Annotated in this window: 17 protein-coding genes; 15 read left to right on the top strand and 2 right to left on the bottom strand. The window is 41.9% G+C overall.

What is annotated here, in order from left to right:
- The first annotated feature begins 4 nt into the window (after window positions 1-4).
- On the top strand, window positions 5-1627 hold the full coding sequence (locus SC428_RS18000) for an NAD+ synthase (RefSeq protein WP_283125702.1): 1623 nt from the start codon (window positions 5-7) through the stop codon (window positions 1625-1627).
- A gap of 12 nt (window positions 1628-1639) precedes the next feature.
- Window positions 1640-1978: a nitrogen regulatory protein P-II gene (gene glnB / locus SC428_RS17995; RefSeq protein ID WP_004921424.1), complete on the top strand. Its 339-nt coding sequence runs from the start codon at window positions 1640-1642 to the stop codon at window positions 1976-1978.
- A gap of 410 nt (window positions 1979-2388) precedes the next feature.
- Here glnB and hmpA read toward each other — a convergent pair whose 3' ends face one another.
- Complete coding sequence (gene hmpA, locus SC428_RS17990; protein ID WP_070930048.1) at window positions 2389-3588, bottom strand: NO-inducible flavohemoprotein; 1200 nt, start codon at window positions 3586-3588, stop codon at window positions 2389-2391.
- Window positions 3589-3939: 351 nt separating this feature from the next.
- Between hmpA and glyA the strand changes: the two genes are divergently transcribed.
- Both glyA and SC428_RS17980 read left to right on the top strand, forming a co-directional pair.
- A complete protein-coding gene (gene glyA, locus SC428_RS17985) occupies window positions 3940-5193 on the top strand; it encodes a serine hydroxymethyltransferase (protein WP_140186428.1) in 1254 nt (417 codons plus the stop codon).
- A gap of 71 nt (window positions 5194-5264) precedes the next feature.
- Window positions 5265-6416, top strand: a complete 1152-nt coding sequence (locus tag SC428_RS17980) for a 3-phenylpropionate MFS transporter (protein ID WP_283125703.1) — start codon at window positions 5265-5267, stop codon at window positions 6414-6416.
- A 100-nt stretch (window positions 6417-6516) separates the two neighbouring features.
- On the opposite strand, the gene suhB is transcribed toward SC428_RS17980, so the two are convergent.
- Entirely contained in the window at window positions 6517-7320 is an 804-nt protein-coding gene (gene suhB / locus SC428_RS17975; RefSeq protein WP_070930050.1) for an inositol-1-monophosphatase, read from the bottom strand.
- Between the two features lie 125 nt (window positions 7321-7445).
- Here suhB and trmJ point away from each other — a divergent pair, with 125 nt between their 5' ends.
- From trmJ to SC428_RS17920, 11 genes are all read left to right on the top strand, one after another.
- Window positions 7446-8177: a tRNA (cytosine(32)/uridine(32)-2'-O)-methyltransferase TrmJ gene (trmJ, locus tag SC428_RS17970; protein WP_070930051.1), complete on the top strand. Its 732-nt coding sequence runs from the start codon at window positions 7446-7448 to the stop codon at window positions 8175-8177.
- 209 nt (window positions 8178-8386) lie between these two features.
- Window positions 8387-8884, top strand: a complete 498-nt coding sequence (gene iscR, locus SC428_RS17965; RefSeq protein ID WP_070930052.1) for a Fe-S cluster assembly transcriptional regulator IscR — start codon at window positions 8387-8389, stop codon at window positions 8882-8884.
- A 106-nt stretch (window positions 8885-8990) separates the two neighbouring features.
- Complete coding sequence (locus SC428_RS17960; protein WP_070930053.1) at window positions 8991-10205, top strand: IscS subfamily cysteine desulfurase; 1215 nt, start codon at window positions 8991-8993, stop codon at window positions 10203-10205.
- A 24-nt stretch (window positions 10206-10229) separates the two neighbouring features.
- A complete protein-coding gene (gene iscU / locus SC428_RS17955) occupies window positions 10230-10616 on the top strand; it encodes a Fe-S cluster assembly scaffold IscU (RefSeq protein ID WP_070930054.1) in 387 nt (128 codons plus the stop codon).
- A 161-nt stretch (window positions 10617-10777) separates the two neighbouring features.
- Complete coding sequence (iscA, locus tag SC428_RS17950; RefSeq protein ID WP_140180323.1) at window positions 10778-11101, top strand: iron-sulfur cluster assembly protein IscA; 324 nt, start codon at window positions 10778-10780, stop codon at window positions 11099-11101.
- Window positions 11102-11239: 138 nt separating this feature from the next.
- A complete protein-coding gene (hscB, locus tag SC428_RS17945) occupies window positions 11240-11761 on the top strand; it encodes a co-chaperone HscB (protein WP_283125705.1) in 522 nt (173 codons plus the stop codon).
- Between the two features lie 11 nt (window positions 11762-11772).
- Entirely contained in the window at window positions 11773-13623 is a 1851-nt protein-coding gene (hscA, locus tag SC428_RS17940) for a Fe-S protein assembly chaperone HscA (RefSeq protein ID WP_283125706.1), read from the top strand.
- 2 nt (window positions 13624-13625) lie between these two features.
- Window positions 13626-13961: an ISC system 2Fe-2S type ferredoxin gene (fdx, locus tag SC428_RS17935; protein WP_070930058.1), complete on the top strand. Its 336-nt coding sequence runs from the start codon at window positions 13626-13628 to the stop codon at window positions 13959-13961.
- A 23-nt stretch (window positions 13962-13984) separates the two neighbouring features.
- Window positions 13985-14185 carry a Fe-S cluster assembly protein IscX gene (gene iscX / locus SC428_RS17930; protein ID WP_070930059.1) on the top strand — a complete coding sequence of 67 codons (201 nt, stop codon included), beginning with the start codon at window positions 13985-13987 and terminating at the stop codon, window positions 14183-14185.
- 158 nt (window positions 14186-14343) lie between these two features.
- Window positions 14344-15639: an aminopeptidase PepB gene (gene pepB / locus SC428_RS17925; protein ID WP_070930060.1), complete on the top strand. Its 1296-nt coding sequence runs from the start codon at window positions 14344-14346 to the stop codon at window positions 15637-15639.
- A 101-nt stretch (window positions 15640-15740) separates the two neighbouring features.
- Entirely contained in the window at window positions 15741-16199 is a 459-nt protein-coding gene (locus SC428_RS17920; protein ID WP_140180329.1) for an enhanced serine sensitivity protein SseB C-terminal domain-containing protein, read from the top strand.
- The last annotated feature ends 120 nt before the right edge of the window (window positions 16200-16319 follow it).

Here is a 16319-nt window from a genome sequence, read left to right as displayed (position 1 = left end):
CCTTATGAGCCGTAAGCTTAATATTTCACTAGCTCAATTAAATTGGTTAGTTGGTGATATTGAAGGCAACTGCGAACGTATGTTGCAAGTTGTTGAACAACAAAAAAATATTGCTGACATTGTGATGTTCTCAGAGCTATCACTGACAGGGTATCCGCCAGAGGATCTATTGTTTCGCCCTGACTTAACGCAGCGTTGTTTAGTGCAATTAGAGCGCTTACAGAAGGCAAGCAGTGAAACCGCCATTGTTGTTGGTCACCCATGGTCTGAAGGTGGCAAAATGTACAATACGTTGTCTTTTTTCTACCAAGGTGAATTACTCACGCGTTACTTCAAACAAGAACTGCCAAATTACGGTGTTTTTGATGAATTACGCTATTTTAGTGCTGGCGATAAAACCTGTGTTGTAGATTTTAAAGGTTATCGTATTGGTTTATTGATTTGTGAAGATATCTGGTTTGATGCGCCTGTTGATGCGGTGAAACAGGCTGGTGCTGAAATTTTACTCACCATCAATGCTTCACCTTATGATCGTAATAAAGAGCATATCCGTAGTGATTTGTTAGTGGCTCACTGCCAGCGCACACAATTGCCAATTATCTATTTGAACCAAGTTGGTGGGCAAGATGAACTGATTTTTGATGGGGGTTCTAAAGTATTCGCCAGTAATGGTGAAATGACCCATCAGTTATTAGATTTCAATGAACAGGTGGTGAATTGCCAGTTTAATGATTTAGACATTATACCAATGGATAACCCCGCTCCAGCACTCTCACCAGTTGCACAGGTTTATCAAGGTTTGGTGATGGCAACTCGTGATTATATCAATAAAAATGGCTTTAATGGCGCAATTTTAGGCCTATCGGGAGGGATAGACTCAGGTCTAACCGTTGCGATAGCCGTTGATGCGATAGGTAAAGAGCGCGTACAAGCTGTTATGATGCCATTCCGCTATACCTCAGAAATGAGTATTCATGATGCCAAAGAGCAGGCTGAGTTACTTGGTGTTGAATTTGATATTGTTTCGATTGAACCAATGTTTGATGCCTTTATGGCACAGTTACAACCGATGTTTGAAGGTACGCAAGTCGATACCACAGAAGAGAATTTACAGGCGCGTTGCCGTGCTGTTATCCTAATGGCGATGTCAAATAAACGCCGCCGTTTAGTGTTAACCACCAGTAATAAGAGTGAATCTGCCGTTGGTTATTCCACTTTATATGGCGATATGGCCGGTGGTTTTGATGTTTTAAAAGATGTGCCAAAAACATTGGTGTTTGAATTAGCCAAATATCGTAATACTGTCTCGCCCGCTATCCCGCAGCGTGTGATTGATAGGCCGCCTTCAGCAGAATTAGCGCCAGGGCAGCTCGATCAAGACAGCTTACCACCCTATGATATTTTGGACGCACTGTTAGAAGCATACGTGGAAAAAGATTACTCAGTTGCTCAACTCATTGAACAAGGCTTCGATGAAGCAATCGTTCATCGCGTTGTGCGTCTTGTCGATATTAACGAATATAAACGCCGTCAAGCGCCAGTTGGACCACGTATTACGGTGCGTAATTTCGGAAAAGATCGTCGTTATCCGATCACATCGGGTTTTGGCCGTAAAAACTGGTCATAGCAGGAATTATTTATGAAAAAAATTGATGCAATTATCAAACCATTCAAACTTGATGACGTTCGAGAAGCGCTGGCGGAAGTCGGGATTACCGGTATGACCGTAACCGAAGTCAAAGGTTTTGGTCGCCAAAAAGGTCACACAGAACTCTATCGTGGTGCAGAGTATATGGTCGACTTCCTACCAAAAGTCAAAATTGAAATTGTCGTGCCTGATGATATCGTTGAAAGCTGTGTTGAAACTATTATGCAAACAGCACAAACGGGCAAAATCGGCGATGGGAAGATCTTTGTGTATGATGTCGCCCGTGTGATAAGGATTAGGACAGGTGAGCAGGACGAGGAAGCCATCTAATCCTCGTCATACTTCGCACTACAGCGTTGTTGGCTACGCTCACTCGCCCTAGTCACATACTTATGTATGCTCCTAGGGTCTCTTTCACTTGCCGCCTAGCTGTAGCACGAATTATTTAGAGGATTTACCGCGTCATACATCGCGATATAGCGTTGTTGGTTACGCTCATTCGCCCTAGTCACATACTGATGTATGCTCCTAGGGTCTCCTTCACTTGCCGCCTAGCTGTAGCACGAATTATTTAGAGGATTTACCGCATCAAATTTGATGGAGTAGCGTTAGCCAATTCTTTATTTAAAACAAGCTATTTACTATTTCTCAGAAGGGAAAAAGCGGTAATGGTGTAAACACAAGAATGGGATTGATTAAAACTATGTTTACATGCAAAACCATTACCGCAAAATTGCCTATTAATTCAATGGCAGGGCTTTATGAGGGCCAAAGCATTCATAATGAATGTTATCTGCTGAAACACCCATCTCAATCAATTGCTTACCAATATATTGCATAAAACCCACTGGCCCACAGAAATAGAATTGCATATTTGGGATCATTAACCATTCTTTTACTGCTGATAAATCCATCAATCCACTGAATTGATAATCAAAGCCTTGCTTATCTTCAGGGCGAGGATGGTTAAACCATATCGCAGACTGACTATTTTTATGATGGGATAAATGCTTATTCACTTCCTGATGGAATGCGTGTACCGCACCATTTTCTGCTGCATGTAGCCAATTAATTTGTGCGTCATGGCCTTCGTGAGTTAATTGATTAAGCATGCTTAACATCGGCGTTAAGCCAACACCTGCTGAAATCAGGGTAACAGGGGTTTGATTATCAACATCAATGAAAAAATCACCACAAGGTGGGGCTAGCTGAACAATATCTCCTTCATTGAGTTCATGGTGAATATAATTAGAGACAACCCCATTTTGCTCGCGTTTAACCGCAATACGATAACTTTGACCATTAGGAGCGGTGGTGAGTGAGTATTGACGGATCTCTTGGTTAGCTAAGCTATCATCATTGATGTAAATGGTAATATATTGGCCTGGACGATAGTCTGCAACAGGTTGTCCATCGACAGGAACAAACTCAAAACTGGTGATCACATCGCTCTGTGCTTGTTTTACTGCAACACGGAATTCACGCAGTCCTTCCCATCCACCTTTTTTATCCGCATTTTGGCGATAAATATCTGCTTCGCGATGAATAAAAATATCAGCTAGCACCCCATATGCTTTGCCCCAAGCATCCAAGACTTCCTGACCCGGATCCAGTAACTCATCAATCGCAGCTAGCAAGTTTTCACCGACAATTGGGTAGTGCTCAGGTTTGATATTTAAACTTGCATGTTTTTGAGCAATTTTTTCAACCGCTGAAATTAGTGCTTCAGGGGTTTCAATATAGGTTGCGTATGCACAAACCGCATTAAACAACGCTTCACGTTGTGAACCATTGTTTTGATGAGTCATGTTAAAAATATCTTTGAGTTCAGGATGCTGTTTAAACATTCTGTCGTAAAAGTGTGCGGTCAGCTTAGGGCCTGTTGCCGCAATGGCAGGAATAGTAGATTTGACGATAGCGATAGTTTGTTGGTCTAGCATGGCAGACTCCCTTGAAAATTCTTCACTAGCAGATGAAATTTATAACATGTATTTTAAATGCAACTTATAACTTTTAACTCACAATGTAAATAGGTCTATTAAAAAAAGGCCTAAAAATAGAGTGTTTATTGATGTGATGATAAAAAAATAGCGTTTAATATCTTTACAATATGAATTTGTATGATTTTATTTTGATGCAACTTATGTTGATTTAGCGTCAATAAAATATATGCAAACGTTTGCGTATATTTTTTGTTTAGGGCTATCACCTCGAACAAAAAGAGTTTACACTGTGTGTTATTGCGTTAGTTTTATTACCAACTTATTGAATAGCTGAGGCAGGAGAAGCGGATGTTAAAGCGTGAAATGAATATTGCAGATTATGACCCACAACTGTGGGAAGCAATGGAGCAGGAAGTTGTACGTCAAGAAGAACATATTGAATTAATAGCTTCAGAAAACTACACCAGTCCACGAGTGATGCAAGCTCAAGGATCTCAGCTAACAAATAAATATGCAGAAGGCTATCCGGGGAAACGTTATTACGGCGGCTGTGAATATGTGGATGTTGTTGAGCAATTAGCGATTGACCGTGCAAAAGAGCTGTTTGGTGCGGATTATGCTAACGTGCAGCCACATTCAGGTTCACAAGCTAACGCTGCCGTTTATATGGCATTGTTACAACCAGGTGACACAGTTTTAGGTATGAACCTTGCACATGGTGGTCACCTAACTCACGGCTCTCCGGTTAACTTCTCAGGTAAACTGTATAACATCGTACCTTACGGTATTGATGAAAGCGGCAAAATCGACTACGACGATATCAAAGAACAAGCGTTAAAACACAAACCTAAAATGATTATCGGTGGTTTTTCTGCTTACTCAGGTGTGGTTGATTGGGCAAAAATGCGTGAAATCGCAGATAGCATCAATGCTTACTTGTTCGTTGATATGGCTCACGTTGCAGGGCTCATTGCTGCGGGTGTTTATCCGAACCCAGTTCCACATGCACATATCGTCACAACGACTACACACAAAACATTAGCGGGTCCGCGTGGTGGTTTGATCCTTGCAAAAGGTGGCGATGAAGAACTGTATAAAAAACTAAACTCAGCAGTATTTCCTGGTTCTCAAGGTGGTCCGCTAATGCATGTTATTGCAGGTAAAGCGGTTGCACTGAAAGAAGCAATGGAGCCTGAGTTTAAAGTTTATCAACAGCAAGTTGCTAAAAATGCGAAAGCAATGGTAGAAATTTTCCAGCAACGCGGTTATAAAGTGGTATCTGGTGGTACAGAGAACCACTTGTTCCTAGTTGATTTGGTTGATAAAAATATCACAGGTAAAGATGCAGATGCTGCGTTAGGCCGTGCTAATATCACTGTTAACAAAAACAGCGTTCCTAACGATCCTAAAAGCCCATTTGTTACCTCTGGTATTCGCGTTGGGACACCCGCTATCACTCGTCGTGGCTTCACTGAAGCAGACGCACGTGAATTAGCGGGCTGGATGTGTGATGTGTTAGATAATCTTAATGATGAAGCGACCATTGAGCGTATCAAGCAAAAAGTATTAAACATCTGCGCTAAGTACCCAGTTTACGCATAATTTAAGCTAGTGTTAAATTTACTTAAACCCGCTTCTGGCGGGTTTTTTGTATTGAAAAACAAGGAGGAATAATGGTAATCCCATCAACGCATTGGCTTGCGATTGACTATTTTACCTATTTTTTAGCTTACAGTATTTTCTTGCCGTTTTGGTCAATCTGGCTACAAGGGGAAGGTATTGATGCTGAAATGATTGGATTGCTATTGGGAATAGGGCTAGCTGCACGTTTTCTTGGTTCAATGTTTATCACACCGATGGTGAAAGATCCCTCAAAACTCATTACTGCGTTGCGAATACTGGCTGCACTTTCTCTGATATTTGCGATTGGTTTTGCTTTTGGATCGCATTGGGTATGGTTATTTTTTGTCATGATTGGGTTTAATTTGTTTTTTTCACCGATGGTTCCCCTTGGTGATTCATTAGCAGGGACGTGGCAAAAACAATTTCCATTTGATTATGGCAAAATTCGAGTTTGGGGTTCAATCGCATTTATTATCGGCTCTTCATTAATGGGCCATTATGCAAGTGTTTATGGCCATCAGTCCATCATGATTGGATTAATTATTAGCTGTTTGGCGTTGTTACTAGGCGCAATGCTTAAACCAATGGTTATGCCTGCGGGGGTATTTAAAACGGCAGGTGAGTCTAAAATTACCTTCAAACAGCTTATTGCAGATAAAAATATTATTCGATTTCTCGTTTGTGTCACCTTATTGCAGGGCGCACATGCTGCGTACTATGGCTTTGCTTCATTATTTTGGAAAGAAGCGGGGTATTCAGATTCAGTCATTGGTAATTTGTGGTCACTTGGGGTGGTGGCTGAAGTGGTGGTCTTTATGTTAAGTCATAAGCTATTCCGTCGTTGGAGTGCTCGCAACTTGCTATTGTTATCCGCTGTATGTGGCATTATTCGCTGGAGCTTAATGGGGGCTTTTACTTCACTTCCTGTGCTGATCGTTGTGCAAATATTGCATAGTGGCACGTTTACAGTTTGCCATCTCGCTGCGATGCGGTTTATTAGTTCACGTAAAGAAAACGAAATTATTCCGTTACAAGCTGTCTATTCCGCATTAGCAATGGGAGGCGGTCTAGCAATAATGACGATTGTGGCGGGCGCAATTTATAAACGTGTCCCTGATCAACATGGTGTTGTTTTTTATTTAATGGCATTGTTGGCAATACCTGCATTATTTATTCGACCAAAAGTTACTGCACAGTCATAAGCTGTTGTTATGGTGTTTTGCGATTACCAGTGCATTTATGACTTTATCAATAAAAAAGGCGCTGAAGGATTTCCAGCGCCTTTCAAGATGTATTGTTAGTTTAGCGTTTTAGCGCTTCAGATAGCTCTTCGCGCATCACGGATAGAATATCTTTAACAATTCGTGGGCTACCCGCAACGATATTACCTGAAGCCAGATAGTTATGGTTACCAACAAAGTCAGTCATAATACCGCCAGCTTCGCGCATGATCAGCTCACCACCTAAGAAATCCCATGGCTTTAAGCCAATTTCATAGTAAGCGTCAACACGGCCAGCAGCGACATAACATAAATCCAGAGCAGCAGAGCCTGTGCGGCGGAAATCTGCACAACTTTCAAACATTTTGCTCATGATATTCATAAAGACAACTGAATGTTGTTTTTGTTTGAATGGGAAGCCTGTTGCAACGATCGCGCCATCTAGTTCACGAGCGTCGGCGCCACGTAGACGGTAACCATTTAATTGTGAACCTTGACCGCGAACTGCGCTGAATAGCTCATTGCGCATTGGGTCGTAAACGACAGCAACTTCTGTGCGTCCCTTAATACGGACAGCAATAGATACAGCAAAGTGAGGGAAACGTTTTGTGAAGTTGGTAGTGCCATCCAGTGGATCGATTACCCATTGAATTTCATCTTCTTTACCTAATAATTCACCACTTTCTTCTGTGATGATAGTGTGATCTGGGTAAGACTTACGGATGACTTCGATAATCAAATGCTCTGATTCACGGTCAACGTTAGTCACAAAGTCGTTAGTGCCTTTTTGAGTGATTTGAACATTATCAGGCGTTTCATAGCTTTTAGCTATATGATTACCGGCCTTACGTGCAGCACGTATGGCGATGTTAAGCATCGGATGCATGGGCTTTTTCCACTGGAATGTTAAAGAACGAAAAACTTTGAGTGGGCGGATTATATAGATGTTCATCACAATAAGCAATTTTGTGTTAGACTCTTGCGATTATTTTTTATCAAAACGACTAAATCATGCTAGATAACATCCGCATCATCCTTGTTGAAACCTCACACACAGGGAATATGGGCTCTACTGCTCGTGCCATGAAAACCATGGGACTCTCCAATCTTTACTTGGTCAAACCACAAGTACAACCTGACTCACATGCAATCGCACTTTCTGCCGGAGCAAGTGATGTCATCGGTAATGCGACAATTGTTGAGACACTCGATGAGGCATTAGAAGGTTGTAAGTTAGTGATTGGTACCAGTGCTCGTTCTCGCACGCTTTCTTGGCCGATGGTTGCCCCACGTGAATGTGGTGAAAAATCGATCGCGCAAGCACAAACAGCACCGGTCGCTATCATTTTTGGCCGCGAAAGAATAGGGTTAACCAACGAAGAACTACAAAAGTGTCAGTATCATTTATATATCCCAACGAATCCTGAATATGGCTCGCTCAATTTAGCGATGGCTGTACAGCTGGTGAGCTATGAAATTCGTATGGCGTACCTAGCGATGGATGAAAAAAATACGCTTAATTCGTCAGTGGATGAGGTAGAATACCCGCCTTCAGAAGATGTTGAACGTTTCTATGTGCATCTTGAAAGTGTATTGAATGAATCTGGCTTTATCCGTAAAGCTCATCCAGGCATGATTATGAATAAGTTAAGGCGCTTATTTACACGTGCACATATTGAAACTCAAGAGCTACATATATTACGTGGCATTTTAACGTCGATGGAAAAATGGGCAAAAAAGTGAGTGCTACACTCTAAATGATCCGAGGTGCAACTAGGGACATAGAATAATTATGTAACTAGTGGAAGTCAGCGTATTCAACAGCGCTTCACCTTGAAGTATAACGTGTAAAACTCCGTGGATAATACCTGAGTGTTTTAGTCAGGTAAATAGTTGACTAAATTAGTCAGGAATGTCACAATTAGGCTATATTTTACCATGGAGTATATGTTATGAGACTCACTTCCAAAGGGCGTTACGCAGTAACCGCGATGCTTGATGTCGCGTTACACTCTCAGTCAGGTCCAGTACCTCTTGCTGATATTTCTGAGCGTCAGGGAATTTCCCTCTCTTATCTTGAGCAGCTTTTCTCGCGTTTACGTAAAAACGATCTTGTGGCGAGTGTTCGCGGTCCAGGTGGTGGTTACCTATTAGGGCGTGATGCAGACCAGATTTTCGTTGCTCAAGTGATTGCGGCGGTTGATGAATCTGTTGATGCAACGCGTTGTCAAGGTAATAAAGAAGGTTGCCAAAATGGTGATCGTTGCCTAACACATGCTCTGTGGCGTGACTTAAGTGACAGGATCACTAGCTTCCTAAGCAGTATTAGCCTTGATGAGCTGGTCAAAAATCAGGAAGTCATGGATGTTGCTGATCGACAAGATAACGAAAAACGTCGAGCTACATTAGGTGGTTTATCACCTGAAACTATTATCAATGTTCGTGCTTAATATAAAATAATTCTATAAATAGCAGTGGATGCAGTAGGCCATCAAATGAGGGTTACATGCGTCATTGGAAAATGAAGACAATTTTGTCTTTTGGAGTAAGTGAGCAATGAAATTACCGATTTATCTTGATTATTCAGCAACGACACCGGTTGATCCTCGTGTTGCTGAAAAAATGATGCAATGTCTAACTATGGACGGCAATTTTGGTAACCCCGCTTCGCGTTCCCACCGTTTTGGTTGGCAAGCAGAAGAAGCCGTTGATATTGCACGTAATCAAATCGCTGAGCTAGTGAATGCTGATCCACGTGAAATTGTATTTACTTCAGGTGCGACCGAGTCAGATAACTTAGCTATTAAAGGTGCAGCGAACTTCTATCAGAAGAAGGGTAAGCATGTTGTCACGTGTAAAACTGAGCATAAAGCAGTTTTAGATACTTGTCGCCAATTAGAACGTGAAGGTTTTGAGGTTACTTATCTCTCCCCGCAACGTAATGGTTTGATTGATCTGAAAGAACTCGAAGCGGCTTTACGTGATGATACTGTCCTTGTCTCTATCATGCATGTGAATAATGAAATTGGTGTCGTACAAGATATCGCCGCTATTGGTGAAATGTGCCGCAGCCGTAACATTATTTTTCATGTTGATGCGACACAAAGCGTCGGTAAATTGCCTATCGACTTATCTGCTCTGAAAGTTGATTTGATGTCATTCTCCGCCCATAAACTGTATGGCCCTATGGGTATTGGTGCATTATATGTGCGCCGCAAACCTCGTATTCGTATTGAAGCACAGCAACATGGTGGTGGTCATGAGCGCGGTATGCGTTCCGGTACATTACCTGTTCACCAAATCGTTGGTATGGGTGAAGCTTATCGTATCGCCAAAGAAGAGATGAGTGATGAATCCGCGCGTCTGCGTAAACTGCGCCTGCGTTTATGGAATGGTATTAAAGATATCGAAGAAGTTTACCTAAATGGTGACTTAGAAAATGGTGCGCCACACATTCTGAACGTCAGCTTCAACTATGTTGAAGGTGAATCATTAATGATGTCTCTTAAAGATTTGGCTGTATCCTCGGGGTCTGCATGTACATCCGCAAGCCTTGAACCTTCTTATGTTCTGCGTGCTTTAGGAATGAATGATGAGCTAGCACACAGCTCAATTCGTTTCTCCTTTGGTCGCTTTACAACCGAAGAAGAAATTGACTATGCAATCAAACAGATTCATGGCGCAATTGGCCACTTACGTGAACTGTCTCCATTGTGGGAAATGTTCAAAGACGGCGTAGATCTTAACAGCATCGAATGGTCTCACCATTAATCAGACAGCTTCAGGAGTTTAAAAATGGCATATAGCGAAAAAGTCATCGATCATTATGAAAATCCACGCAACGTGGGTTCATTCGATAATAACGACCCAAGTGTTGGCAGCGGTATGGTTGGTGCGCCAGCGTGTGGTGACGTAATGAAATTGCAAATCAAAGTGAGTGATGAAGGCATTATTGAAGATGCTCGCTTTAAAACTTATGGTTGTGGTTCTGCGATTGCATCCAGTTCACTGGTGACTGAGTGGATGAAGGGCAAAAGCTTAGATGAAGCAGAATCAATTAAAAACACAGCTATCGCAGAAGAGTTAGAATTGCCACCAGTGAAAATTCACTGCTCAATTCTGGCTGAAGATGCAATTAAAGCTGCCATCGCGGATTATAAAAGCAAACGCCAAGGCAAATAAGGCTTTTAACACAGGCCAACGAGCCGCATCAGGACTAATAAATAAATAAAACCTATGCGGCTACATTATAGGCCAGTATATACTCTAAATAATGATATTTTAGGGTGGGTACTAAGCGTAAAATAGTATCTGCCTTGTTTGTTTCTATAGTGAGGTTTGCAATGTCTATTTCTCTTACAGAAAGCGCTGCGCAACGTATTCAAGCTTTTCTAGCGAGCAGAGGTAAAGGCGAAGGTTTACGCCTTGGTGTTAGAACTTCTGGCTGCTCAGGTATGGCTTATATTCTCGAATTCGCTGATATGATCAATGAAGAAGATACCGTTTTTGAAGATAAAGGCGTGAAAGTCATCGTTGATGGTAAAAGCATCGTCTATTTAGATGGTACTGAACTGGATTTTGTCAAAGAAGGTTTGAACGAAGGTTTTAAATTTAATAACCCCAATGTCAGCAGTGAATGCGGTTGTGGGGAAAGCTTTCACGTATAATACTTTCTATATGCTCTGAGTGATTTATAACATGACGAGTATAGACAACATTTTGACCAATGCACTCTTCGTGACACTTTATAACAAGTCGTTTTCATGGATTTGCATTGGTATTTCAGTTCGAGAAACTAAATACTTATGGATTATTTTACTCTTTTTGGATTTACACCTAGCTATACGATAGACAGCGAGCAACTAGTTCAACGTTTTCAATCGTTACAGCGTCAATATCATCCAGATCGTTATGCAACCTGTACCGAACAGGAAAAAATGCAAGCCCTCCAACAAGCTGCAACAATCAACGCAGCTTATCAAGCTCTTCGTCATCCATTAAAACGTGCAGAATACATGTTGTTGTTACAAGGTATTGATATTAATAATGAACAGCATACGATGCATGACACCGCTTTTTTGATGGAACAACTTGAGCTACGTGAAGAACTCGATAATATCGAAAGCAACGCTCATGCTGCTGATTTGCTTGTGGATTTTATAAAAAATGTACAACAAATGCAAAAGACACGTTCGGCTATCATGGTGACGCAGCTTGATGAAGAGCAATGGGAGCAGGCCGCAGATACTGTGCGTAAATTACGTTTTCTTGACCGATTACAGCAGCAAGCTGAGCAGCTCGAAGAGCGATTACTGGACGATTTTTAAGAGAAATAATTATGGCTTTACTTCAAATCAGTGAACCAGGTATGACTGCTGCTCCGCATCAACGTAAGCTTGCTGCTGGAATAGATCTGGGTACCACCCATTCTTTAATTGCTACTGTACGCAGTGGCGAAGCTGCGGTATTGCCTGATCATGAAGGCCGTTATTTACTGCCATCAGTGGTGAATTATCAAGCTGATAACAAACAGGTGGGCTGGGAAGCTAAACAACGTGCAGAGCTTGATCCTGTGAATACGATTATTTCAGTGAAACGCCTACTGGGACGCTCATTGGTCGACATTCAAAAACGCTATCCTGATTTACCGTATCAGCTCACTGCGAGTGAAAATGGTTTACCATTTATGCAAACGGTCTGTGGGCAAGTTGATCCTATTCAAGTTTCTTCTGACATATTAAAAGCGCTTGCTAAAAGAGCTGAAGAGACGTTAGGTGGTGAAATGGATGGTGTTGTGATCACCGTTCCTGCTTATTTTGATGATGCCCAACGTCAAGGTACCAAAGATGCAGCTCGCTTGGCTGGATTACATGTATTGCGCTTGTTAAACGAACCAACTGCGGCGGCTATCGCCTATGGTCTTGACTCAGGGCAAGAAGGGGTGATCGCCGTTTACGACCTTGGCGGTGGAACCTTTGATGTCTCTATCTTACGTTTAAGTCGTGGTGTATTTGAAGTGCTTGCAACGGGCGGCGATACTGCATTAGGTGGTGATGATTTTGACCAAGTATTGGCGGAATGGATCGCTGAACAAGCGGGCATTGTTAGCCAAGGGGATCACCGTTTAAACCGTCAACTACTCAATGCGGCAACTGAAGCGAAAATTGCGCTGAGTGATACAGATAGCGTACAAATATCGTTGCCACAATGGCAGGGCGAAATTCATCGTGCACAGTTTGAGCAACTAATAGAAAAACATGTAAAGCGTACACTCATGGCATGCAGACGTGCGTTGAAAGATGCTCAAGTAGACGCCGAAGAGGTACTCAATGTTGTGATGGTTGGGGGGTCGACTCGTGTTCCATTAGTTAGAGATAAAGTGGGTGAATTTTTTGGTAAGTTACCTTTAACCTCAATTGATCCTGATAAAGTGGTTGCGATTGGCGCAGCAATTCAGGCTGATATTTTAGTAGGTAATAAACCAGATAGTGACATGCTACTACTGGATGTTATTCCGCTATCTTTAGGTCTTGAAACTATGGGGGGATTAGTGGAAAAAGTGATCCCACGCAATACCACGATCCCTGTAGCCCGAGCACAAGAATTCACCACATTCAAAGATGGCCAAACAGCAATGACGGTGCATGTGGTACAAGGTGAGCGTGAAATGGTTTCTGATTGCCGTTCACTTGCGCGCTTCGCCCTTCGTGACATTCCTGCTATGCCAGCGGGTGGTGCACATATACGAGTTACCTTTCAAGTTGATGCAGATGGTCTACTGAGTGTGAGTGCAATGGAAAAATCAACAGGTGTTGCCGCCTCTATTCAGGTAAAACCTTCATACGGTTTAACTGACACTGAAATTTCCAACATGATTAAAGACTCGATGTCTAATGCGCAAGATGATTTTAATGCGCGCCGTTTGGCAGAACAAAAAGTTGAAGCTGCCAGAGTGCTTGAAAGCCTGACTAGTGCATTAGAGCAAGATGCTAATTTATTGACTACCGACGAAGAGTCAGCGATTGATAATGCAGTCAATGCATTAATTGAAGCGGTAGAAGGTACAGACCCTACCACAATTGAAAATGCCATTAAACAACTGGATAAGCAAACACAGGGGTTTGCGGCTCGCCGAATGGATGCTTCTATTCGTCAGGCGCTGTCAGGCCATTCTGTGGATGAGATATAATTATGCCTAAAATAGTTTTTTTACCTCATACTGAATTATGTCCGGAAGGTGCGGTTGTTGATGCACTAGACGGTGAGTCAATTTTAGATGCTGCATTACGTATTGGTATTGAACTTGAACATGCATGTGAAAAATCATGTGCTTGTACAACTTGCCATTGTATTGTTCGCGAGGGATTTGATTCACTGGAAGAAAGTAGTGAATTAGAAGATGACATGTTGGATAAAGCATGGGGATTAGAGCCAGAAAGCCGTTTGAGCTGCCAAGCGAGAGTTTCAGATGAAGATTTAGTGGTCGAAATTCCTAAATACACGATTAACCATGCTCGTGAGCATTAATTCAACTGCACGGAGAAGCGAATATGAGCCTAAAATGGTCAAATAGCCGAGAAATTGGCGAAGCACTGTATGATGCCTATCCTGATGTGGATCCAAAAACAGTTCGCTTTACAGACATGCATCAATGGATATGTGATTTAGACGATTTTGATGATGATCCTCAAAAATCGAACGAAAAGATCTTGGAAGCGATTTTATTAGTTTGGCTGGATGAATTCGAATAACTATTCCGTTAAGTGAGTAAACCGGACTTGTAGTCCGGTTTTTCCATTTAATCAGCACTATATTGATATCTGTTTGACCGCGAATCGGTTAAGTTACTCATATCAGCGGGTAAAAATTGATAAAGTTACTCGCAACAATAGCTAAAGTGAGAGAAACGATGACAAAACAAATTATGCCAGTAATGATTTCATTTGAAGCAGCAGCACCGTGTTGGGGTGAAGGCGCTTTAATCAGCTCTGGTGATAAAGGGATCACTATCCACTTAAAACATCCGGGTAAGCTATGTGCGGTGCAAAGTGCGGGACGCAAATTAGATAGCCAAGGTATTCGCAACGTATCCCTTATTGGTGACGGTTGGGATCTGGAAAAAAGTTGGGCATTTTGGCAAGGTTTTAGAGCGCCAAAAGGGGCGAGAACGATTGAATGGCCAGTACTCGCCGATGCGGAGCGTAAAGAATTAGAAAACCGTATCCGTACCATTGATTGGGTACGCGATGTGATCAATGCGCCAGCGGAAGAATTGGGCCCTGAGCAGTTAGCACAACGTGCCATTGATTTGTTATGTCATGTGGGTGCAGAAAATATTAGCTATCGCATTATAAAAGGTGATGATTTAGTTGAACAAGGTTATGCGGGGATCCACACAGTTGGCCGTGGTTCAAATCGCCCACCGGCGTTGTTAGCACTAGATTACAACCCAACGGGGAATGCGAATGCGCCTGTATTTGCCTGCCTAGTAGGAAAAGGGATTACTTTCGATTCAGGGGGATACAGTATTAAACCTTCTTCCTCAATGAATTCAATGAAAGCAGATATGGGCGGAGCAGCAACATTAGTGGGTTCGTTGGCATTAGCGATTAAACGTGGATTGAAAAAACGTGTTAAATTGTTCCTTTGCTTAGCAGATAACATGGTAAGCAGTAATGCGTTTAAATTAGGCGATATTATTCGTTATCGTAACGGTAAATCTGTTGAAGTGATGAATACTGATGCAGAAGGTCGTTTAGTTCTTGCTGATGGTTTAATTGATGCATGTAAAGAAAAGCCATCCTTAATTATTGATGCAGCAACATTGACTGGGGCGGCAAAAACTGCGGTAGGTAATGATTACCATTCAGTTCTTAGCTTTGACGATAAATTTGTTGCGGAATTAATGGATTCCTCAGAATTGGAACATGAATTATTCTGGCGTTTACCATTAGCTGAGTTTCACCGTCAGCAATTGCCATCGGGTTTTGCTGATCTAAATAATATTGCTGCGCCATCTCATACCGCAGGTGCGAGTACCGCAGCGGCATTTTTATCTCATTTTGTTGAAAACTATCGCCAAAACTGGATCCATATCGATTGTTCTGCAACTTATCGTAAATCACCGGTGAGCCTGTGGGCTGAAGGGGCTACAGGGATTGGTGTTAGAACTATTGCGAATTTGTTAGTTAAAAAAGCAGGCTAAGCAGTATTAAAATCAATAAACAGGCATGAAAAGGGCGACTTTTTGTGCCTGTTTTTTTATTATAGTTGCCATCATTTTTATATTTCCTATAGGGCATCGATATGTCGCAGCAATCTGAAAATAATCATTTATCGAACGCTGACAATGAGATCGAATTTACTGAATTAACTATTCCCCAAGGTTCATCATTAAAGCTAAGTGCGCTAGAAAATGAACCCGCAGCATTGACTGAAGCATTAATAGCGTGTTTTAAACAACATAAAGTTGTACGTCGTGCTTTTATTGTGTCCGCTCAAGAAGAGAACCATGATAGTGGTGAAGCTATTTTAATGGTCGCGTTAGAGTTTGTTCCGGGGACTGAAAATATTGATGAAATTATTCATCAGGCTGGCACCTTAGCTTGTGATTACCTAGAAGATAATGAGTCTATTGATTTCTGCTTAGTCAATGAAGCAGAAAAAGGGATTAGCCATTTTATCACTGAGCATATTGAGCCTTTTTACCAACGTAAATTAGGCAGTTGGTTACGTGATACCATCCCAGTTAAAAATACCAAATAAATACAGTCATGGGTTCGGTAAGAACCCATTATCCCACCATCAGTTGTGATCCTCTATAAACGCCAAATTTAATTTTTTTCGGAGAAACTTTAGCGCTAAGTTAACTGAGCGATTAATGAC

The organism is Providencia sp. 2023EL-00965 (assembly GCF_033550225.1).
GTDB classification, from domain to species: Bacteria; Pseudomonadota; Gammaproteobacteria; order Enterobacterales; family Enterobacteriaceae; genus Providencia; species Providencia manganoxydans.
This window is presented reverse-complemented; position numbering and strand designations above follow the sequence as displayed.

Bases quoted from the DNA above. Each gene is read 5' to 3' on its own strand.
- iscX (WP_070930059.1), top strand. From the start codon at position 13,985: ATGAGCCTAAAATGGTCAAATAGCCGAGAAATTGGCGAAGCACTGTAT.
- iscA (WP_140180323.1), top strand. From the start codon at position 10,778: ATGTCTATTTCTCTTACAGAAAGCGCTGCGCAACGTATTCAAGCTTTT.
- hscA (WP_283125706.1), top strand. From the start codon at position 11,773: ATGGCTTTACTTCAAATCAGTGAACCAGGTATGACTGCTGCTCCGCAT.
- suhB (WP_070930050.1), bottom strand. From the start codon at position 7,320: ATGCATCCGATGCTTAACATCGCCATACGTGCTGCACGTAAGGCCGGT.
- trmJ (WP_070930051.1), top strand. From the start codon at position 7,446: ATGCTAGATAACATCCGCATCATCCTTGTTGAAACCTCACACACAGGG.
- SC428_RS17980 (WP_283125703.1), top strand. From the start codon at position 5,265: ATGGTAATCCCATCAACGCATTGGCTTGCGATTGACTATTTTACCTAT.
- SC428_RS17920 (WP_140180329.1), top strand. From the start codon at position 15,741: ATGTCGCAGCAATCTGAAAATAATCATTTATCGAACGCTGACAATGAG.
- iscU (WP_070930054.1), top strand. From the start codon at position 10,230: ATGGCATATAGCGAAAAAGTCATCGATCATTATGAAAATCCACGCAAC.
- glnB (WP_004921424.1), top strand. From the start codon at position 1,640: ATGAAAAAAATTGATGCAATTATCAAACCATTCAAACTTGATGACGTT.
- SC428_RS18000 (WP_283125702.1), top strand. From the start codon at position 5: ATGAGCCGTAAGCTTAATATTTCACTAGCTCAATTAAATTGGTTAGTT.
- hmpA (WP_070930048.1), bottom strand. From the start codon at position 3,588: ATGCTAGACCAACAAACTATCGCTATCGTCAAATCTACTATTCCTGCC.
- pepB (WP_070930060.1), top strand. From the start codon at position 14,344: ATGACAAAACAAATTATGCCAGTAATGATTTCATTTGAAGCAGCAGCA.
- fdx (WP_070930058.1), top strand. From the start codon at position 13,626: ATGCCTAAAATAGTTTTTTTACCTCATACTGAATTATGTCCGGAAGGT.
- SC428_RS17960 (WP_070930053.1), top strand. From the start codon at position 8,991: ATGAAATTACCGATTTATCTTGATTATTCAGCAACGACACCGGTTGAT.
- hscB (WP_283125705.1), top strand. From the start codon at position 11,240: ATGGATTATTTTACTCTTTTTGGATTTACACCTAGCTATACGATAGAC.
- iscR (WP_070930052.1), top strand. From the start codon at position 8,387: ATGAGACTCACTTCCAAAGGGCGTTACGCAGTAACCGCGATGCTTGAT.
- glyA (WP_140186428.1), top strand. From the start codon at position 3,940: ATGTTAAAGCGTGAAATGAATATTGCAGATTATGACCCACAACTGTGG.